Here is a 17,280-nt window from a genome sequence, read left to right as displayed (position 1 = left end):
CTTTCGAATACCGTTCGAGAATTAGAGAAATTCGGAGTCAAGCGCAGGCTGTGATCGCCAGCGCCATCGCGTCGAGTACGTCGTCCGCCTCGACGTCCGCGACATCTGCCTCGCCTTCATGCTCCGCGGGTTCGTGACTGACCTGCCGGAACGTCTCGCCCGGTTCGTCCATCACGTTTTCGAGGGCGGAAAGCCGCTCTCCGAATCCGACGGCGCTCGTTTTGGGTACTCGAACTCTCCACCGTCGAACGCGACGAAGCACACCTCGGGATGTGCTTCTTCCACTCGCTCGCGCCGGAGGTTCCGTTCGTCCTCTGCGGGCCCGAGGAACACGTCGACCTCGGCGATCCCGGGCGCGATGTGATAAACCTGGACGAGAGTCCTTTGCCGACGACGCCTCGGTTTTTCGCCGAAACAGTCTCATGTGCCTCCCCTCGCGAACTCGGCAGTCTGCCGGGTCGGTGGAGAAAACGCTCGACGATCTTGGACCGAGCGCGTTCCTCGCGAGTGCGTCATTCGTGCGTTGAGTCCCCTTCTGTCGATCGATGGGTATATGTGGTGTAACGCGTTACAAGAGATGTAACGAATGGCCGTCGAAGTCCGACTCCCACTCCCTGACGAGCAAGTCTTTCGGTACGGGGCGATGGACGAGGCTCTCGAGATACTCGCCCGCAACCCGACCGCGGAATTCTCGAACCGAGATCTCCAGCGACTGACCGGTTACGGCGGTCCCAGCGTTTCGAAGGCGCTCTCTCTCCTCGAGACGATGGGACTCGTCGTCAGGCGCGACGCCGGGAATCGAACCCTCTATCGGATCGACGAACGCCGGCTTCGCGATGCCGACGACCCGCTTCTCGAGATCCCGCAGGCGGAGTTTCGCGAACCGCTCGGACGATTCGTCGAACGAGTGGACGACGAAGTGTCCTCGATCGCTGGAATCCTCTGCTTCGGCAGCGTGGCACGCGGCGAGGCGGACCGCGCGAGCGATGTCGACCTCTTCGTCCTCGTCGACGAGGACGAGGATCCGGTTTCGGTGCGACGAACCGTTTCGGACATCGTTCGCGATCTCGAGGAAGAACCGATCGACGGCGATCGGTACGAGTTCGAAGTCTTCGTCGAATCGCCCGAGAGCGCCCGTAAGCGTGGCGAGGATTTGCGCCCCATCCTACAGGAGGGAATTCCCCTCACCGAGAGCGAGACGTTCCGGCGGGTGAAGCGCGACGTCTTCGGGGTGGACGGATGACGTCGAGGGTTCGATCGAGACTCGAGTCCGACCAGCATCGCTTAGAGCGAATCGCCTCGAGTTGTCGGTCCAGGTTACACGTCTGATCGGAATTCAGGCCTCCCCTCGACCTCGACTGTCGGTTCGAAGCGCAATAGTGCACCGGCGTGTTCTCCCTCGTCCTCGCGCTTCCCGTCCGTCAACGCCGTAGTTACGTACGCGTCCGTATACGCTGGCCCGCCGAAGGTGATCGAGGACGCTTTCCGCGCGGGGATGTCGATCCGATCGACCTCGTTGCCGGCCGGATCGTATCTGACGAGACAGCCGCCGTTCCACCGAGCGGACCAGAGATAGCCGTCGGTATCGACGGTCATCCCGTCCGGGACACCGGCTTCATCCTGTACGTCGACGATTACGTCGCGGTTCGTAATAGCGCCGGTTGCGGGCTCGTAGTCGAACTGGTAGATGCAGCCCGCCTCCGAGTCGGTGAAGTAGAAGTAGCGTTGATCGGGTGAGAATCCCATACCGTTGGGAAGCGCGACATCGTCGAAGAGGCGAGTTACCGATCCGTCGGTGTCCAGTCTGTACAGCCGGCCCGCCCGTTCCTCCGTCGGCATCGTTCCGCAGAAGACGCGACCGCGCGGATCGGCGATAACGTCGTTGAACCGGGAATCGCCTTCGTCGTCGATCTCCGCGACGACTGTCGTCTCACCGTCGACCAGTCGCTCGATTCGGCCGCCGTCCTCGAACAGCAGCAGTCCCTCGTCCTGGATGGTGAACCCGCCGATAACGTCCGTCTCGTACCGCTGAGTATGGGTGTCCGTGGCGGGATCGTAGCTGAACAATCGACCGTTGGGAATGTCGACCCAATAGAGCAGTTCTTCGTCCGGGTGCCACACGGGTCCTTCACCCGTATGACAACGATAATCCGCGACGGCTGTCAGCGACATACACGGTTCCACTACCGTGAACGGTCAAAGGTCTTACTCAGTCGGTCCGCGTGCTGTCGCGAAAACCGACCCCCAGACCCCGACATCGCCACCCGGAGCACTTCCGTCGGCTTCGATTCGAGTGACCGCCGTTACCGTCGAAACTGGTGGTCCGGCTCCATTAGTTCTCGAGCAACGGCTCGAGTTCGGCGGCGAGGTTCTCGCCCATCGTGATCATGGCGTTGTCGCCGGGGTGGACCAGATCGGTCGTGAGTCCGTCGATGGTCGGCAGCAGTTCGGGTCCCTCGAGGAGGTGGACGTTCTCGTGTGGCGTCTCGTGTACGATCTCCCGGAGTTCCGAACGGAACCGCTCGCACAACCCATCAGGGTCGGAACTCCGACAGACATCCCGGGAGTTCCGAAAGATGGTGATCGCGACGACCGGTTTCTCGGGGTGGGCACTCGCCACGCGGTCGATCATCCGTGTGGCACGGTCGCGGAATTCTTCGGGGGAGAAGGTGCCGACCATGTTCACTGAGATCGAGAGCGTCGCGAAATTCCAGTCGTCGCGCTCGGCGATGTGGTCGGCCATCGCGGCGTCGCAGTAGGCGGTGCCACAGGAGCCGAGGTTGATCGGGTCGGCGTCGAGTCGCCGGGCCGTCTGGCTGACGTAGGTCAGGTGCTCGCCCGACGGTGCCTCGCCCTCGGTAATCGAGGTTCCGTAGGCGAGGTACCGCTGATCGGGGAGTTCGTCCTCGCGGGGCGGGCGAACGTCGCCCTCGAGGCCGTGGTAGACCATCGGCCCGCGGTGTTCGCCGGGCAACCGGAGCCGACAGACCCGCGGATCGAACGCGAGACCCTCGAGTGCCGACGGCTCGAGGTCGGCCAGTCCGCTCGGGGGCGAGACCTCGATCGTCACGGGGTCGCTACCGACGACCTCGGTCGCACCCTGGATCGGCCCCCAGAAGACCCGAACGGTCCCTTCCTCGGCGCTCCCGCCGAGAACGGTCGAGAGCGTCACCGTCGCGGAGCCGTCGGGGACGAACCGGAGTTCGACGCCCGCAGGGTGGCGCATTCGCGATTGCGCGCCGTCGTTGAGTTCGGTCCGAACGGCCTCTGGAACGCGCTGCAGTAGCTCGCCGTCCCGGTTCTCGACCGGCCGGGCCTCGCCGACGTTGTGGAACTGGATCCCGTCCCGTTGCATGGCGAGACCTGTTCCGCCGTCCCATATCAACTGTTTGGGACGCCGTCACGTAACTTCCCGCGTTCGACCCCGCAAACTCCGGCGCCGGGGCGTCGCCGTTACCACTCGGCGACGCTGCCGTCGTCGTGTCGCCAGACGGGGTTGTGCCAATCCTGGTCGATCTCGGCCTGCGCTCGGACGTGTTCTTCGTCGATTTCGATGCCGAGTCCCGGCTCGTCCGGGATCTGAACGTAGCCGTCGTCGTAGTCGAAAACGGACGGATCCGCCAGGTACTCGAGCACGTCGCTGGTCTCGTTGTAGTGGATGTTCAGGCTCTGTTCCTGAATGAACGCGTTGTGCGAGCAGGCGTCCACCTGGAGACAGGAGGCGAGTGCGATCGGTCCGAGCGGGCAGTGGGGAGCCATCGCCACATCGTAGGCTTCGGCCATCGACGCGATCTTCTTGACTTCCGTGATCCCGCCGGCGTGGCTGAGGTCGGGCTGAATCACGTCGACGGCGCCGTTCTCGAAGACCTGCTTGAAGTCCCACCGGGAGAACATCCGCTCGCCGGTGGCGATCGGGATCGTCGTGTGAGACGCGATCTCCGGCAGCGCGTCGTTGTGTTCCGGCAGGACCGGCTCCTCGACGAACATCGGTTCGTGGGGTTCCAACTTTTCGACGAGCCGTTTCGCCATCGGCTTCGACACGCGACCGTGGAAGTCGACGCCGATGTCGACCTCGTCGCCGACGGCCTCGCGGACCTCGCGGAGCCGGGTGACGGCGGCCTCGATCGTCGCGGGATCGTCGACGCGCTCGATCTCCTCCGTCGCGTTCATCTTGAGCGCCGTAAAGCCCGCCTCGACCTGCGCTCGAGCCTGCTCGGCCACGTCGGAGGGTCGATCGCCGCCGATCCACTGGTAGACCCGGATCCGATCCCGGGTCGCACCGCCCAGCAGTTCGTGGACCGGGACGCCCAGTCGCTTGCCCTTGATGTCCCACAGGGCTTGATCGACACCCGCGATGGCGCTCATCAGAACCGGGCCACCGCGGTAGAAGCCGCCGCGGTACATCGCCTGCCAGTGGTCCTCGATCCGGTCCGGATCCTCCCCCAACAGGTAGTTGTCGAGGAGTTCTTCGACCGCGGTCCGAACGGTCTTTGCACGCCCCTCCACGACCGGTTCGCCCCAGCCGACCGTTCCGTCGGCCGTCTCGAGACGCAGGAACAGCCATCGCGGCGGGACTTCGAACAGTTCGTAGTCGACGATTTCAGTCATAGTCGTCCCCTTTCCCGCGGTTCATTTAGTCGTTGCGAGACTTCGATCGCGTTTGACCCGTCGAATATTCCCCCTCCGCCGTACGTTTCGATCGTTCGGCTCACTCCGTACGTTTAATCTCCCCCGGCCCCGATAATCGATATATGGTCTCTCGTCACTGGCTGTACTTCGGTGGGTTCGTGATCACGGGAGTTCTACTGGTCGGTGCCGGTCTGATGGGAGTGGTAGATGCACTGTCGGTGCTCTCCGGTGACGTGTACTACGGCGAGGAGTTCATCCTGCTGGCGATGCTCGGGGAAGCCGCCGAATGGGTCATGGTTGGGCTCGTCCTCGGGCTGGTCGCAGTGGTATTGCTCGGCGCGACTATCGTCTCCGTGCTCCGGAGCGCGTCACTCCCCCGCAGTGACCGACTCGTCTCGCTCGTTGAACGACTCGAGCGGGAGTATCCGATCCTGCGGCAGTTCGACGTCTCGGAGAAAGTCGAGCCGACGGTCGAAGACCGCGAACAACGGATCAAAGACCGATACGCGGCGGGCGAAATCGACGAGGCGGAGTTCGAACGCGAGATGGAGCAGGTACTCGACGACGATTTCGCGACCGAGACGCCGCGGTCCGGAAACGAGACCACTGTCGAAATAGAGGACCGAGACGGGTAGACGAACACCACTGTCCCGTAGCCTCCGATTTACGGTACCGCTGCTCCGCTGAGCCCGTTTCGCCGGTCGTAGCGCCGCACGTCGATCGCAGTCACGAATTCGAGACCGTCTATCGAATCCCGCTTTGTGTCAAACGTTGTGTCCGTCCGTAACTGGTTGTAGGCTGTCCATACCGTCCCTCAACGGTGGCTGCCGAGTCCGAACAGAACGCATAGCTATGTACCGGTAGGGTGAACGCACGGCCGTGACCGACCTGCGTGCGAGTAGCGCCGTCTTCGTCGTCGCCGTACTCGTCCTCGCGAGCGGACCCGTCGGCGGCGTGGCACCCGCGACCGCCGCCGGGTTCGAGTCCGATTCGGTCGGCCGGATGGCACAGTCGCCGCTGGCCGTTCAGGCCGAGGAGACCGATGACAGCAACGTGACCACTCGACACGCGAATCCGAGCGAGTACGACGAGACCGGCGACCTCGCGGCGCTGGAACATCGACTGGCGACCCGCATGACCGACGCGCTCGATGAGGGCGCGATCCGGCTCAGAGAGGGAGAGTACGATCGCGCCGCCGGCTCCTTCGACGGTTCATACTCCGAATTGCTCGACCAGTACGACGAGATCGCGGCGGAGACTCCGAACGAGAGCCGCAGCGAACTGTTCGAACTCGCGGGCGAGAACCAGCGAGCCGTGATCGACACGGTCCGGGAGTATCACGAAGTCAAAGCGGCGTACGAGGAGGCGCGGGCCGCCGGCGACGGAGAACGGGCCCGATCGCTCGCGCGCGAACTCGAGACTCTCGCCGCGACTGCCAACGAGTCCAGCGGCGAGTTGCGCGAGAACTACGACGAACTCGAGGCGGAGACCGACCGGAACCTCTCGGCGGCCGACGCCTCGATCGAGGAGGTAAACGAGGAGATTCAGGCCGAACAGGCGACGATCCGCGAGACGGAGTTCGTACCGACAGCGCTCACGGTCGATGCCGAGCGCGAGGAGATCTCGTTCCGCGAGCCGTTGACCGGTGCCGGGCGGATACGGACGGCCGACGGGCGGCCGATCGGTGACGAACCGATCCGACTCGAGGTCGGGAACGAGTCGCTCAGGACGACGACGGACGCTGACGGGTCGTTCACGTTCGAGTACCGCCCGACCGACGATCGGCTGTCGACGGAGCAACTCACCGTCGAGTACGTTCCGACCAACGACTCGGTCTTCCTCGGGAGCGAGACGACCGTCGACGTCTCGATCGAGCAGGTCGAACCGACTGTCTCGAACCTCGAGACGACGGACGAGGTCGCCTACGGCGAGACCGCGACAGTCAGCGGTGACCTCCGCGTCGACGAGATCCCCGTCGACGGCGTTTCGCTCGCGGTGACCCTCGGCGACGAACGACTCGGGTCCGTCGAGACGACGAACGGATCGTTCGAGACGGACGTTCAGGCCCCCGCCTCGGTCGCCGCCGGTGAGCGGGAGGTGGGCGTCCGATTGAACTACGACGACCGCGCGCTCGCCCCGGTGGCGGCGACGAACGACGTGACGGTCCGCGAAACTGAGGCCGACATGGACGTTTCGGCCAATCGCCTGAGCGACGAGGGGCGAACGGTCGCGGTCGACGGCACCCTCGAGACGGTCGACGGGACGGGGATCGCCGGGCAGCCGGTCTCGCTCAGCGCGGACGGAACCACGCTCGAGACCGTGACGTCGGACGCCGACGGCTCCGTCTCCGCGACGGTGGAGATCCCCGAGGAGGCCGCGGTCGGTGACGTTCGGATCGTTGCGACCCACGACGGCTCCGGGTCGAATATCGCGTCCGTTACCGCGGCATCGACCGTGACGTTCTCGGCTGCGAACCGATCGTGGATGGGGCTCCCCGCGTGGGCGCTGCTCGGACTGGGAGTCGGACTGCTCGCCGCGCTCGGACTCGCCGCGTTCGCGTGGCGATCACGCGCCCGCTCTTCGCAGTCGGGCGACCGGCGCGATCCCGACGTGACGGCGGACAGGTCCAGCAATCCGGACTCGAGCGCCGAGCGATCGCGGACCGCGACCGCCGAATCGCTGCTCGCTCGCGGACACGACTCGCTCGCACGCGGTCGTCCCGACCGGGCCGTCGAAATGGGATACGCGGCCGTTCGGCACGCCCTGTCCGGTCGCGTCGATACCGACGACGCCACCGACGCGCTGACCCACTGGGAGTTCTACCGCCGCTCGGCCGATCGCGGAATCGGCGAGTCCGACGCCGATCGTGAATCCGGTGACTCGGAGCGCGCCCTGCTCCGCCGCGTGACCGAACACTACGAGCGAGCGACGTTCGACGTCGCGGACGTCTCGCCCGAGGAGGCCGAACACGTCCTCGAGACCGGGCGGCGGTTGTGCGATCTCACCGCGACCGACGACCGCGACGCCCCGACCGAGTCGGCCGATTGATACCGGCATCGCGTATCGCCGTCCTTACCGCCGCGGGCGATCGGGGTTCGGACTGGCTAACTTTCAAAGTCCCCCGTCGCTAGTCGATATCGATGACAGTGTCCGGTACACTGTGGAAGTTGCTCCCGCGACCGGTCCGCGAAACGCCCGCCGACCTCGTCGCCGTCGTCGGCGCGGTCGTCGCGACGAACGTGGCCGTCTTCGCGCCGATCGTCAGAGAGACCGCCCTCCGAATCCCGCTCGGGCTCGCGTTCGTGCTGTTCGTTCCGGGATACGCGCTCGTTGCGGCGCTCTTTCCCGAAGCCGACGGTTCGGCGGGCCCTGATAGCGCGACGGACGCCGCTGTGGACCGCGAGCGGTCTCGTACCGCATCGCCGCCGACTGCGATCGGCGGCCTCGAACGCGCCGTCCTCTCGCTCGGCTCGAGCGTCGCGATCGTCTCACTGGCGGGGCTCGCGCTGAATTACACGCCGTGGGGAGTTCGTCTCGGCCCGGTACTGCTCGCCGTGAGCGCAGCGACGCTCGGTGTGACGGCGATCGCCGCGGCTCGTCGACGGGACCTCTCGCCGCGAAATCGGTTTCGAGTCCCGTATCGGCGGTGGACCGCCGCGAGTCGGACGGCACTACGGGGCCCCGATTCGAGAGCCGATGCGGCGGTGAACGTCTTGCTCGTCGTCACGGTCCTGTTCGCCGTCGGCGGCGTCGGCTACGCGCTGGCGACGCCGTCGGGCGGCGAGCGCTTCTCCGAAGTGGCCGTCCTGACCGAAGACGACGGCGAACTCGTCGCCGGCGACTATCCCTCGACGATGGGTCTCAACGAGTCCCGGGAACTCGTTTTCGAGATCAACAACGACGAACGACGACCCGTCGATTACACCGTCGTCCTCGCCCAGCAGAATCTCGACGGCGACGGGAACGAAACGGTCGTCGAGCAACGCGAACTCACTCGGTTCGATGCCCAGCTCGATCACGGCCAGACGTGGCGCCACTCTCATGACATCACGCCGGCCGCGACCGGCGATACCGTCAGGTTCGTCTGGCTCGTGTATCTGGACGGTGACGTGCCGTCGGATCCGTCGCTCGAGAACGCCGATTACTCGACGTCCCTGTGGATCGATGTCGATGACGAGGCGTCGTCGTCGTCCGCCTAACGCAGGGCTTCACTTGAGCAGCCTTGGTCCGTCCCGCACGGGAGTTCCCTACTGTGTGACCGTCTCACGGGTACTCACGTCCGGTAGCCGAGTTCTTGTAACCGCTGTTCGACGACTGCGGAATCGCCTCGGTCGCGCGAATCGGGCGTCGAATCGGCGCAGTACTCCTTTCGGTCACCGTTTTCCCACACGAACCACGGAACCTTCACGGTCTCTTCCATGTACACTCCCTGCGGATGGCCCCACTCCCGAATCGGGATCGGGAACGATCGCTCGCCGATTGCGTTGCCGTGGTCGGCGGTGACGACCGTCTTTCCTCGCAGTTCGGCGAGTAACTCCTCGACGGACGGGAGCGTCAGGCGGAGGTTCTCGTCGTACAACGGCCGGATCTCTTCGGCGGAGAGATCCAGTTGACCGGTGAACACTTCGTTCCAGAACGCCGGCCGTTCGTCGTCGCTGTGAAGCTGTCGCTTATCGAACGACGTCTTCGAGCCGATAAACGGATAATGGGGCTGAATGAAGTGGACGAGGAGGCGCTTTCGCGGATACTCCTCGGCGGCGGAGAGGGCGTATTCCGCGACCGTCTCCGGAAGGACGGTCTTGTACTCGTCGTCCCAGCCGTCGTCCTTCCAGACATCGATCCGAGCGTGGAACTCCGCTTCCAGTTCGTCTTGATGGCGGTGAAACTGCGGGTTCGCAGTGACGTATACGGTATCGTCGAGGGTCTCGTTCGATACGTTCGCCCGGAGAAATTCGACGGTGCTCGAGCCACGCGAGTACCGAGAGTCGAGAGACCCGTTCCAGTCGACGTGTCGAGCGAACGTATCGTACCGGCAGCCGTCGAGGAGTATCAGGTTGTCCCAGTCTTCTCCCAACACTGCGACGCCGTTCCGATAGTGTTCGTCCCCGTGAGCGAGGGAGTGATACAGCCGATTCAGGTATCTGGCAGCGTGCTCCGGCGATTCGAGAGCGCGCTGCAGCATCGCAAGCGGGCGCATACTTCCCTACTGACCGAAACGAGCCAAAAAATCACAGGTCCGTCCGCCGAGTATTGCCCCCCCTACGAACGAGCGCCCGGGTGGGACACACTGGACCCCCGACTCGAGGCGACCCGGTCGCTGAACCGAACACCGTCACTGACGCTCGGCCGGATCGACGAGCCAGAGCTCCGTCTCTCCGTTCTCGTAAACTTTGTTCGCCGCTCGATCGTCGGCTAACCGCGCGTGCTCGGATTCGGTGTACGCGCGTTCGGACCCGTTGTACGGGGCTCGTCGGTCGTGTTCCGTCAGGAACAGGTACTGGGGATACGTCTCGAAGGCGTCCCCCGGCCGGTCGCCGTCGTCACCGTACCCGAGCGACGGCGGCGGTTCCGTTTCGGGCCCGCCGCCTCGGAACGGCTGTACGTCTCGTTCGGTCGCGGTACGGTAGCCGAGCGAGTACCAGGCGATATCTCGAGACGTGCTATACGACGCGGTGTCGTACTTGCCCGTCGCCGTCTCGATGGTGTGTTCCGCTCCCGCTGCTTCGGAGTGGGTAAGGTGGTTGTGATCCGTGTAGAGACCGCCGACCGCGAGGAACGTGACCAGTAACACGAGGCAGACGCCGAGAGCGCCGACGCGTGCGAACCCGCGACGTTGTTCCCGCCCGTACCGCCGCGATACGAGAAGACCGACCGCGAGCGTCATCGCGAGTATCAGATACCGGAACCCGCGAATCGGGCTCATCGTGAAGTAAAAAACCAAGCCGATGGCGATCCCGCCGCCGGCGAACAACTGGACGGCGGCGTCCAGATCGCGTCGCTTCGCAGTCCGTTTCGCGACGGCGACGGTAACGGCGACGACGAACAGCCCCGAGAGGAGCGCGTAGACGGCTATCGAACCGTACAGCTCGAGGAATTGTACGACCAGTTCGGTCGGCTTCAGCCCCATCGCTTCGGCTTGCTGTGCCTCGGCCGCCGATTCCCGCGTGCGGAGTGCCGGAGCGATAAACTGGACCAGATTGGTCCCGAGCCGCTCGAACTGCGTGTACCACGTCGAAAACCCGACGAGAACGAAGAGGAACACCGTCGCAGTCCGTCGATCCGTCGTCGGAGTCGTGCGACGAACCACGCGTGTGAGTCGCGATGAGACCGTATACGCGAGGATGAGGACGGCGACTAACAGGGTCGTGATCGGGTGGAAAAAGAGAACGAACGAGGCGAAGACGAGCGAGAGGGCAGTGAATCGCCGCTGCTCTTTCCCACTGCGGTACGACTCCAGCAGATAGAGGAATACCGGAGCGACGAAAAACGAGAGGACGGACGGATGGAGGCTCAGATGAAATCGTCCGAACAGCAACGGGAGCGCACAGCCGATCAGGACGATCGATTCCGTCGAGTTGGACGCGACGCGGTTGGCATAGAGCGATACGAAGCCGAGGTATAGGCCGAAAAAGAGGAGCGGGACGAGATATCTGCCCTGCTCGAGGGGGATCCCGAACTGCTCGAGAACGGCGAGCAGGACGTGAATCACGGGATACCAGTTATCGGGGCTTATGAATCCGGTATTCACGATCGTTCGCGCTTCACCGAGATGAAACAGGATATCCGAGTTGCCGCGGCCGTAGAGCGCGTAGCCGCGGAACAGCGGCAAGCAGAACAGGAGGAGATACGACACGAAGAGCGGGATCAGGAACTTCCACCAGTAGCGTTTGCGCTCGGAGGTGGCGTCCACGAATAGCCCGAGCACCGAACTGACGGCGACGGCTCCGAAGAGTTCCATCGAGTACGCCGACGTGACTGACGGCTCGTACCCTGTTGCCGGTGGCGTCGAGAGGACATGGATGACCGAGGCAACCGAGAGGACGAGCGAGAGGACGAGCAGGAGCCGCTGGAGCCGCCCCTCTCGAATCGCGCTATACCCGCGCATGGATCTCTCCGATCGCGTCGACGAGTTCCGTGGCGATCGCGTCTGCGGTGTTCTCCCGACGAACACGTTCGATCGACCGCGTGCCGATCCGTCTGCTCACGTCCGGCCGTTCGAAGAGGCGCTCGAGGGGCTCCCGTATCGAGCCCTCGGTAGACGGGTCGACCAGGAACCCGGTCTCCCCGTGGTCGATCTGCATCGGCATCCCGTGGGCCGGGTTCGAGATAACCGGCAGGCCCGCCGCCTGCGCCTCCAGAACGACGTTCGGGTAGCCGTCGATGTACGAGACGTAGACGAACGCGTCCGCGATCTCGTACAGCGCTTCGATATCGGCGACGTGGCCCGGCGTGTGAATCCGGTCTCTGATCGAGGGAGACGACACCGCCTCGACGTACCGGACGAGATCGTCGTAGTACAGCCCGCCGCCCGCGATGATATATGCGGTGTCGGGGTTCTCCCGGAGGAGACCGGTTATTTCGTCGATGCAGTCTCGAGCGCCCCGAAACTTCCCCTGATATCGCAGATTCGTGACCGTGAGGACGACGTTTTCGGCGTCGGGCGTGCACGCTGCCGTTCGCTGCTCGCCGGGCTCGAACCGGTCGACCTCGATGTGCGGTGGGACGACCTTGATCCGCGATCGCGGACACGAGGTCTTCTCGTGTGTTATCTCCCGTAACTCCTCGGAGACGACGATATACCCGTCTGCGAGGCGATACGTGACCGCGTTCAGCACCGCGAGACCGTGGAAACTGAGATAGCCGACATACTCCCGCCGCCGTAACTGCTCGCGTCGCTTCTCGGTGCGTTGTCGCCACAGATCCCCGCCGTGGCGGATCACGACGGGCGTATCGAAGACGATCCCGAGAAGGATCGCGACGAATCCGACGAGATCCGCTCCGTTCGCCAAGAGGACGTCCGGCCGCTCGCGTCTGATCGTGCGAGCGCCCGTGACGAGCATCGTCCTGTACCGATCGAACCCGTTCCGGTCCGCGACGGAGATATAGTCACAGCTCCCGCCGAGGGTTTCGAACGGTTGTCGGAACTTCTCCGCCCGGTGGGCCGTAAATCCCAATACGTTCATGTGTTTCGTTCCAGAGTCCGCGCCGGCTGTCGTCACGTCGGAACCGCTCGCGTACGCCGAGAGACGAGACAGTTCCGTTTAGTGTTTTCCCCGCATCGCCCGACGCGTACGAGTTACGGACACGGTTCGATTCCGGTAAGAACGGCTTTTCGTATCAGTAGTTATTGCTATCGGCCATTTCCTTTATACTGGCATTACGTTACGGCCGACAGCAAAATGCCATTTCCTCGAGACCCTGTTCGGGCACGTCCCGTCGCCGTCGATAGAACGGGTGTCCAGTGAACGATGAAGCTCGGTCAAACCTCGCTCGTCTACTACGGGACGACGGTCGTGGCCACGGTAATCGGGTTCCTCTCGACGGTGTACTTCGCTCGAGTGCTCGGTGCGGAGAGATACGGTATCTACACGCTGGCGATAGCGGTCGTCCTCTGGTTGAAGATAGGGGGGCAGTTCGGGATCACGACTGCGGTCACGAAACGGCTGAGCGAGGGGGACGACCGGGGGGCGTTCGTCGTCGCCGGTGCGGTGATGCTCGCGATGCCGATCGCGGCGCTGTCCGCGGCGATACTCCTGTTCAGAGAGCATCTGAACGCGTACGTCGGCGTACAGGCTGCGAGTCTGATCGCGTTACTCTTTTTCGCCAGTCTGTTTTTCGAGTACGCTATCGCCGTGCTGAACGGCTACCGCCTCGTTCACGTCTCGGGATTCGTCTCCTTGGGTCGAAAACTCGGTCAGGCCCTGCTACAGATCGGGCTCGTCGCCGTCGGATACGGGTTGGCCGGTATGTTCGTCGGCTACGCGGTCGCCGGTCTCTGTGCCGGTGCGATCACGTTCGTTCTGTTCTCCGTCAACTACGGCGTGCCGAGGCGACGTCACTTCGCCAGCGTCTTTGACTTCGCCAAATTCTCGTGGTTCGGGTCGCTCCGGGCGCGCTCGTTCAGCAACGCCGATATCCTCGTCCTGGGTGCGTTCGTTCCGTCCGGACTGGTCGGCATTTATTCCGTAGCGTGGTCGATCGCCAAACTCCTCGATATCTTCGGCTCGTCGATCAGAGCCACGCTCTTCCCGGAGATGAGTAAACTCTCGGCCGAGGACGAGACGGGGGCGATAACCGATCTGGTCAACGTCTCGATCGCGTATACGGGCCTCTTTCTGATCCCCGGACTCTGCGGGAGCGTCTTACTCGGCGATCGCATCCTGCGGATCTACGGTGAGGAGTTCGCCGCCGGAGCGACCGTCATGTGGATCCTCGTCGCGGCCGTTCTCGTGTACAGTTATCAGCACCAACTGGTAAACGCCCTCAACGCCATCGACCGCCCGGATCTCTCGTTCCGAACGAACATCGCGTTCGTGGCGAGCAATATCGTACTCAACGTCGTGCTGATCTCTCTCTACGGCTGGATCGGCGCCGCGGTCGCGACCGCGCTCTCGGCCGCGATCGGGTTCGCGTTGGCGGCGCATTACCTCAACGCGGAACTCCCGCTGACGATCCCGGGGCGGGAAATAGCGTATCAGTGGCTGTCCGCCGGCGTGATGTCCGCCGTCGTCTACGCGGGACTCCGTCTCGAGACGAGTCGCGGCCCGCTGCTCAACGAATACGTGTCCCTCGCCGTCCTCGTCGCCGTCGGTGCCGGCGTGTATTTCCTCTGTCTGTTCGTTCAATCGTCCCGGTTCCGCTCGACCGTGCGGCGGAACGTTCCGCTGGACACGTCCGGCATTCCGCTCTAAGACCGGGTTTCCCTGTGTCCGTGTCGCAACCGTTGGCCGAGTAGTCAATCAGATACCGACACAACCGATTTCCAATGGCGATAAGGGACAGATTTAACCGAAACCTTCGTTACGGAGTGGATGATACGGGGCGACGATGTCATCCAGCCGTACGCTCGAGCGGGCTCTCGAGTCGCTCGATGTCGAGAACGTCTTCGTCTACGTCGGCGACGCCGTGCGATGGGACGCCGTGCCCGATCGGGTGACCGACCGGGCGGCCACGGTGCGATCGGTGAGCGCCTCGACGCACAGTCCGAGTTCGTTCGCCTCGCTCGCCACCGGCCGCTACCCGACGACTCACGGAGTCGTGACGTTCAATCACCGACTGTCGGCCGACGCGTTCCGACTGTTCGACGTTCCGGGACACGAGACACGGTTCGTCAACTCGATCTTCGCGTACGCCGAACGGGAACACGGCAACGCCGTCGACCCGATCCACACCGTCCTCGGCGTCGAGCCGCCGGCCGTCGACGACCCGCTCGAGGGCCTCGAGCCGCCGTTCGTCGCGATGGAGCGGGGGCCGGGCGGCCACGCGCCGTACGGCGACTTCTCGGGGACCGCATCGGACTACTTCCGGCGGCGGCGAGGGGCCGACACGGCGACGCTTCAGGAGGAGTATCGGCGGAGCGTCGAACTGGACGTGGAACTCTTCTTCGAACGGTTGGATCGCCTCGAGGAGACGGGGCGTCTCGAGGACACGCTCGTCATCTACACCTCGGACCACGGCGAGTTGCTCGGCGAAGGCGGCGAACTCGGGCACAGCTCGCCGATGCGGCCCGAACTCGTCTACGTGCCGACGGCGCTGTTCCACCCGGAGCTGCCGACGGCCGCGGTCGACGACGCCGTGTTCCACCACGCCGACCTGCTCCCGACGGTCCTCGACGTGCTCGGCGTCGCGGAGCCGAGCGACCGGACGCAGTTCGACGGCAGATCGGCGGCGCGGTCGCTCACGGACGAGCCCCGACCCTGCACGTACGAGAACCGGGTGCTGCCGTCGTCGCTGCCGGTCGGCTCCGGCTCGCTCCACTACGAGGGTCTCTGGGACGCCGACGGGGGTTACGCGTTCGCTCGGACATCGCTTACCGAACGGCTGCTCGTCCTCGCCGGGAAGACGGTCGCGAGCGCGAAGCGGGGGTACGTCTGCCGGAACCTCCCGACTGCGGTCGGCGCGTACGCCGACAGCGCCGCGAGTCGCTACGGCGAGCCGTCGTTTTCCGAACGCGAAGCGGAACAACGGCTCGAGCGGCTGGCGGCAGGCGATGTCGCCGGTGAGCAGGTATCGCTCTCGGACGGGGCCGAACAGCGTCTTCGCGATCTCGGCTATACGTAAGCCGCCCGCCTCGAGTCGGCATAGCGTCGCCTTACGTCTGTCTCCCGCGGCGTCGGCTGAGCGTAGGTACCGAGTTCGCTCGCGGTCCGTCGGTACGTTTTATGCGGGTTCGGATCGAACGCACCGACCACGAATGCGGGTTCTCAATAGCCTCGCCGACCCCCGCGTGGGCGGTCCCCAGCGCCGATCGCTGGCCGTCGCGGAGGGGCTGCGCGACCGCGGCATCGAGACGGTGTTTCACCTGCCGGACGGCGACGACGCGTTCGAGCGACTGGCCGCCGACCGCGGGTTCGAGGTCGTCCGACCCGGGCCGCCGCAGTTACGGCCGCCCCGGAACGTGCTCGCGAACGCGCGCTTTGCCGCCCGACTGCTCCCGTCGATCGCCCGGCTCGCGGCGGCGATCGAGCGCCGGGACATCGACGTGGTCCACGCGAGCATGACGCTCTCGTTCCCGGCCGCCATCGCCGCCCGGCGTACGGACACGCCGCTGGCCTGGTTCTTCAACGATACCGGGACCCCGCGGCCGCTCGCCCGCGGGATGGCCCGCCTCGCTCGAGCCACCGCGGACGAGATCGCGCTCGCCGCGGACGCTGTCGGCGACTACTTCTTCGACGGGTCGGTCCGGACGCGGACGGTGTACCCGCCGGTCGACGTGGCCGAGTTCGATCCGACGACGGTGGCGGCCGGCGAGCAGTCGCTCCGCGAGGAACTGGGAGTCGCCGAGGGCGTGCCGATCGTCGGCACCGTCGGCAACATCAACCCGGTCAAGGGCCACGAGTACTTGCTTCGGGCGATCGCGCGCGTCCGCGATCGAATCGGCCCGGTCGTCGTGCCCGTCGCCGGGAAGGTACTCGAGTCGCGACGGGGGTACGCTGAGCGATTGGGGCGGCTCCGGTCCCGGCTGGACCTCGAGGAGACCGTGCGATTCCTCGGGCACCGATCGGACGTGCCGCGGCTCCTCTCGTCGTTCGACGTGTTCGTCCTGCCCTCGGTGACGGAGGCGTGTCCGATCGCCGTACTGGAGGCCATGGCGATGGAATCGGGAATCGTCGCGACGCGCGTCGGCGGCGTCCCGGAGCAACTCGAGGACGGCACGCACGGCTGGGTCGTTCCTCCGGCCGACTCAGCGGCCCTCGCGGACGCGATCTGCGACGCACTCGACTCCCCCGCGGAGCGGCGTCGACGGGGTGTGGCGGCTCGAGATCGCGCCGAAACGCTGTTTTCGGTGGATCACTGTGTCGACCGCCACCGCGAGCTGTACGAGGCGGCCCGCGGGAGCGAGGCTGCGCCCGCGGTCACTCGAGCGGGAGGGACTCGGTAGGGACGCCCAATAGAGTGGAAGCGAGACGAAGCGTCTCGTTACGCACTGTG

The 17,280-nt window shown here is 64.8% G+C and carries 14 protein-coding genes and 1 pseudogene; 7 read left to right on the top strand and 8 right to left on the bottom strand.

The features are described from left to right. Nucleotides 1-37 precede the first annotated feature (37 nt). Both ACT4ML_RS16220 and ACT4ML_RS16215 read right to left on the bottom strand, forming a co-directional pair. On the bottom strand, nt 38-172 hold the full coding sequence (locus ACT4ML_RS16220; RefSeq protein ID WP_444721799.1) for a hypothetical protein: 135 nt from the start codon (nt 170-172) through the stop codon (nt 38-40). Beyond that, nucleotides 172-369, bottom strand: a pseudogene (locus ACT4ML_RS16215) (DUF429 domain-containing protein); the annotation flags it as partial. The pseudogene ACT4ML_RS16215 and the gene ACT4ML_RS16220, both read right to left, overlap by 1 nt. Nucleotides 370-586: 217 nt before the next feature. Between ACT4ML_RS16215 and ACT4ML_RS16210 the strand changes: the two are divergent. Then, a complete protein-coding gene (locus ACT4ML_RS16210) occupies nt 587-1,243 on the top strand; it encodes a nucleotidyltransferase domain-containing protein (protein ID WP_444721798.1) in 657 nt (218 codons plus the stop codon). A gap of 74 nt (nt 1,244-1,317) precedes the next feature. Here ACT4ML_RS16210 and ACT4ML_RS16205 read toward each other — a convergent pair whose 3' ends face one another. From ACT4ML_RS16205 to dgoD, 3 genes are all read right to left on the bottom strand, one after another. Next, nucleotides 1,318-2,172, bottom strand: coding sequence for an SMP-30/gluconolactonase/LRE family protein (locus ACT4ML_RS16205; protein WP_444721797.1), 855 nt, complete (start codon nt 2,170-2,172; stop codon nt 1,318-1,320). Nucleotides 2,173-2,332: 160 nt separating this feature from the next. Beyond that, a complete protein-coding gene (locus ACT4ML_RS16200; protein ID WP_444721796.1) occupies nt 2,333-3,355 on the bottom strand; it encodes an SGNH/GDSL hydrolase family protein in 1,023 nt (340 codons plus the stop codon). 98 nt (nt 3,356-3,453) lie between these two features. Continuing rightward, nucleotides 3,454-4,608 (bottom strand): galactonate dehydratase, encoded by a 1,155-nt coding sequence (gene dgoD, locus ACT4ML_RS16195; protein ID WP_444721795.1) that lies wholly within the window; start codon nt 4,606-4,608, stop codon nt 3,454-3,456. A gap of 143 nt (nt 4,609-4,751) precedes the next feature. On the opposite strand from dgoD, the gene ACT4ML_RS16190 reads away from it, so the two are divergent. The 3 genes from ACT4ML_RS16190 to ACT4ML_RS16180 all read left to right on the top strand — a co-directional run bounded on the left by ACT4ML_RS16190 (nt 4,752) and on the right by ACT4ML_RS16180 (nt 8,828). Then, a complete protein-coding gene (locus tag ACT4ML_RS16190) occupies nt 4,752-5,264 on the top strand; it encodes an SHOCT domain-containing protein (protein ID WP_444721794.1) in 513 nt (170 codons plus the stop codon). 244 nt (nt 5,265-5,508) lie between these two features. Continuing rightward, nucleotides 5,509-7,677 carry an Ig-like domain-containing protein gene (locus ACT4ML_RS16185; protein ID WP_444721793.1) on the top strand — a complete coding sequence of 723 codons (2,169 nt, stop codon included), beginning with the start codon at nt 5,509-5,511 and terminating at the stop codon, nt 7,675-7,677. Nucleotides 7,678-7,769: 92 nt separating this feature from the next. Then, nucleotides 7,770-8,828, top strand: coding sequence for a DUF1616 domain-containing protein (locus tag ACT4ML_RS16180; RefSeq protein WP_444721792.1), 1,059 nt, complete (start codon nt 7,770-7,772; stop codon nt 8,826-8,828). A gap of 74 nt (nt 8,829-8,902) precedes the next feature. Here the strand turns inward: ACT4ML_RS16180 and ACT4ML_RS16175 are convergent, their stop codons facing one another. From ACT4ML_RS16175 to ACT4ML_RS16165, 3 genes are all read right to left on the bottom strand, one after another. Next, entirely contained in the window at nt 8,903-9,826 is a 924-nt protein-coding gene (locus tag ACT4ML_RS16175) for a hypothetical protein (protein WP_444721791.1), read from the bottom strand. A 135-nt stretch (nt 9,827-9,961) separates the two neighbouring features. Then, entirely contained in the window at nt 9,962-11,734 is a 1,773-nt protein-coding gene (locus ACT4ML_RS16170) for a hypothetical protein (RefSeq protein ID WP_444721790.1), read from the bottom strand. Then, nucleotides 11,721-12,812, bottom strand: coding sequence for a glycosyltransferase family 4 protein (locus tag ACT4ML_RS16165; protein ID WP_444721789.1), 1,092 nt, complete (start codon nt 12,810-12,812; stop codon nt 11,721-11,723). The genes ACT4ML_RS16170 and ACT4ML_RS16165 overlap by 14 nt, the downstream gene beginning before the upstream one ends. 285 nt (nt 12,813-13,097) lie before the next feature. Between ACT4ML_RS16165 and ACT4ML_RS16160 the strand changes: the two genes are divergently transcribed. The 3 genes from ACT4ML_RS16160 (at nt 13,098) to ACT4ML_RS16150 (ending at nt 17,230) form a co-directional block, all read left to right on the top strand. Continuing rightward, a complete protein-coding gene (locus ACT4ML_RS16160) occupies nt 13,098-14,540 on the top strand; it encodes an oligosaccharide flippase family protein (protein WP_444721788.1) in 1,443 nt (480 codons plus the stop codon). Between the two features lie 136 nt (nt 14,541-14,676). Then, a complete protein-coding gene (locus ACT4ML_RS16155) occupies nt 14,677-15,909 on the top strand; it encodes a sulfatase-like hydrolase/transferase (RefSeq protein WP_444721787.1) in 1,233 nt (410 codons plus the stop codon). Nucleotides 15,910-16,042: 133 nt separating this feature from the next. Then, the gene (locus ACT4ML_RS16150; RefSeq protein ID WP_444721786.1) at nt 16,043-17,230 is read left to right on the top strand and encodes a glycosyltransferase family 4 protein; all 1,188 of its coding nucleotides are present in this window, start codon (nt 16,043-16,045) and stop codon (nt 17,228-17,230) included. The last annotated feature ends 50 nt before the right edge of the window (nt 17,231-17,280 follow it).

This window comes from Natrinema sp. LN54 (assembly GCF_052439245.1).
Classification (GTDB): domain Archaea; phylum Halobacteriota; class Halobacteria; order Halobacteriales; family Natrialbaceae; genus Natrinema; species Natrinema versiforme_A.
This window is presented reverse-complemented; position numbering and strand designations above follow the sequence as displayed.

Excerpts from the sequence above, each read along its gene's own strand:
- ACT4ML_RS16220 (WP_444721799.1), bottom strand. The coding sequence starts at position 172 with ATGGACGAACCGGGCGAGACGTTCCGGCAGGTCAGTCACGAACCCGCG.
- ACT4ML_RS16210 (WP_444721798.1), top strand. The coding sequence starts at position 587 with ATGGCCGTCGAAGTCCGACTCCCACTCCCTGACGAGCAAGTCTTTCGG.
- ACT4ML_RS16205 (WP_444721797.1), bottom strand. The coding sequence starts at position 2,172 with ATGTCGCTGACAGCCGTCGCGGATTATCGTTGTCATACGGGTGAAGGA.
- ACT4ML_RS16200 (WP_444721796.1), bottom strand. The coding sequence starts at position 3,355 with ATGCAACGGGACGGGATCCAGTTCCACAACGTCGGCGAGGCCCGGCCG.
- dgoD (WP_444721795.1), bottom strand. The coding sequence starts at position 4,608 with ATGACTGAAATCGTCGACTACGAACTGTTCGAAGTCCCGCCGCGATGG.
- ACT4ML_RS16190 (WP_444721794.1), top strand. The coding sequence starts at position 4,752 with ATGGTCTCTCGTCACTGGCTGTACTTCGGTGGGTTCGTGATCACGGGA.
- ACT4ML_RS16180 (WP_444721792.1), top strand. The coding sequence starts at position 7,770 with ATGACAGTGTCCGGTACACTGTGGAAGTTGCTCCCGCGACCGGTCCGC.
- ACT4ML_RS16175 (WP_444721791.1), bottom strand. The coding sequence starts at position 9,826 with ATGCGCCCGCTTGCGATGCTGCAGCGCGCTCTCGAATCGCCGGAGCAC.
- ACT4ML_RS16170 (WP_444721790.1), bottom strand. The coding sequence starts at position 11,734 with ATGCGCGGGTATAGCGCGATTCGAGAGGGGCGGCTCCAGCGGCTCCTG.
- ACT4ML_RS16165 (WP_444721789.1), bottom strand. The coding sequence starts at position 12,812 with ATGAACGTATTGGGATTTACGGCCCACCGGGCGGAGAAGTTCCGACAA.
- ACT4ML_RS16160 (WP_444721788.1), top strand. The coding sequence starts at position 13,098 with ATGAAGCTCGGTCAAACCTCGCTCGTCTACTACGGGACGACGGTCGTG.
- ACT4ML_RS16155 (WP_444721787.1), top strand. The coding sequence starts at position 14,677 with ATGTCATCCAGCCGTACGCTCGAGCGGGCTCTCGAGTCGCTCGATGTC.
- ACT4ML_RS16150 (WP_444721786.1), top strand. The coding sequence starts at position 16,043 with ATGCGGGTTCTCAATAGCCTCGCCGACCCCCGCGTGGGCGGTCCCCAG.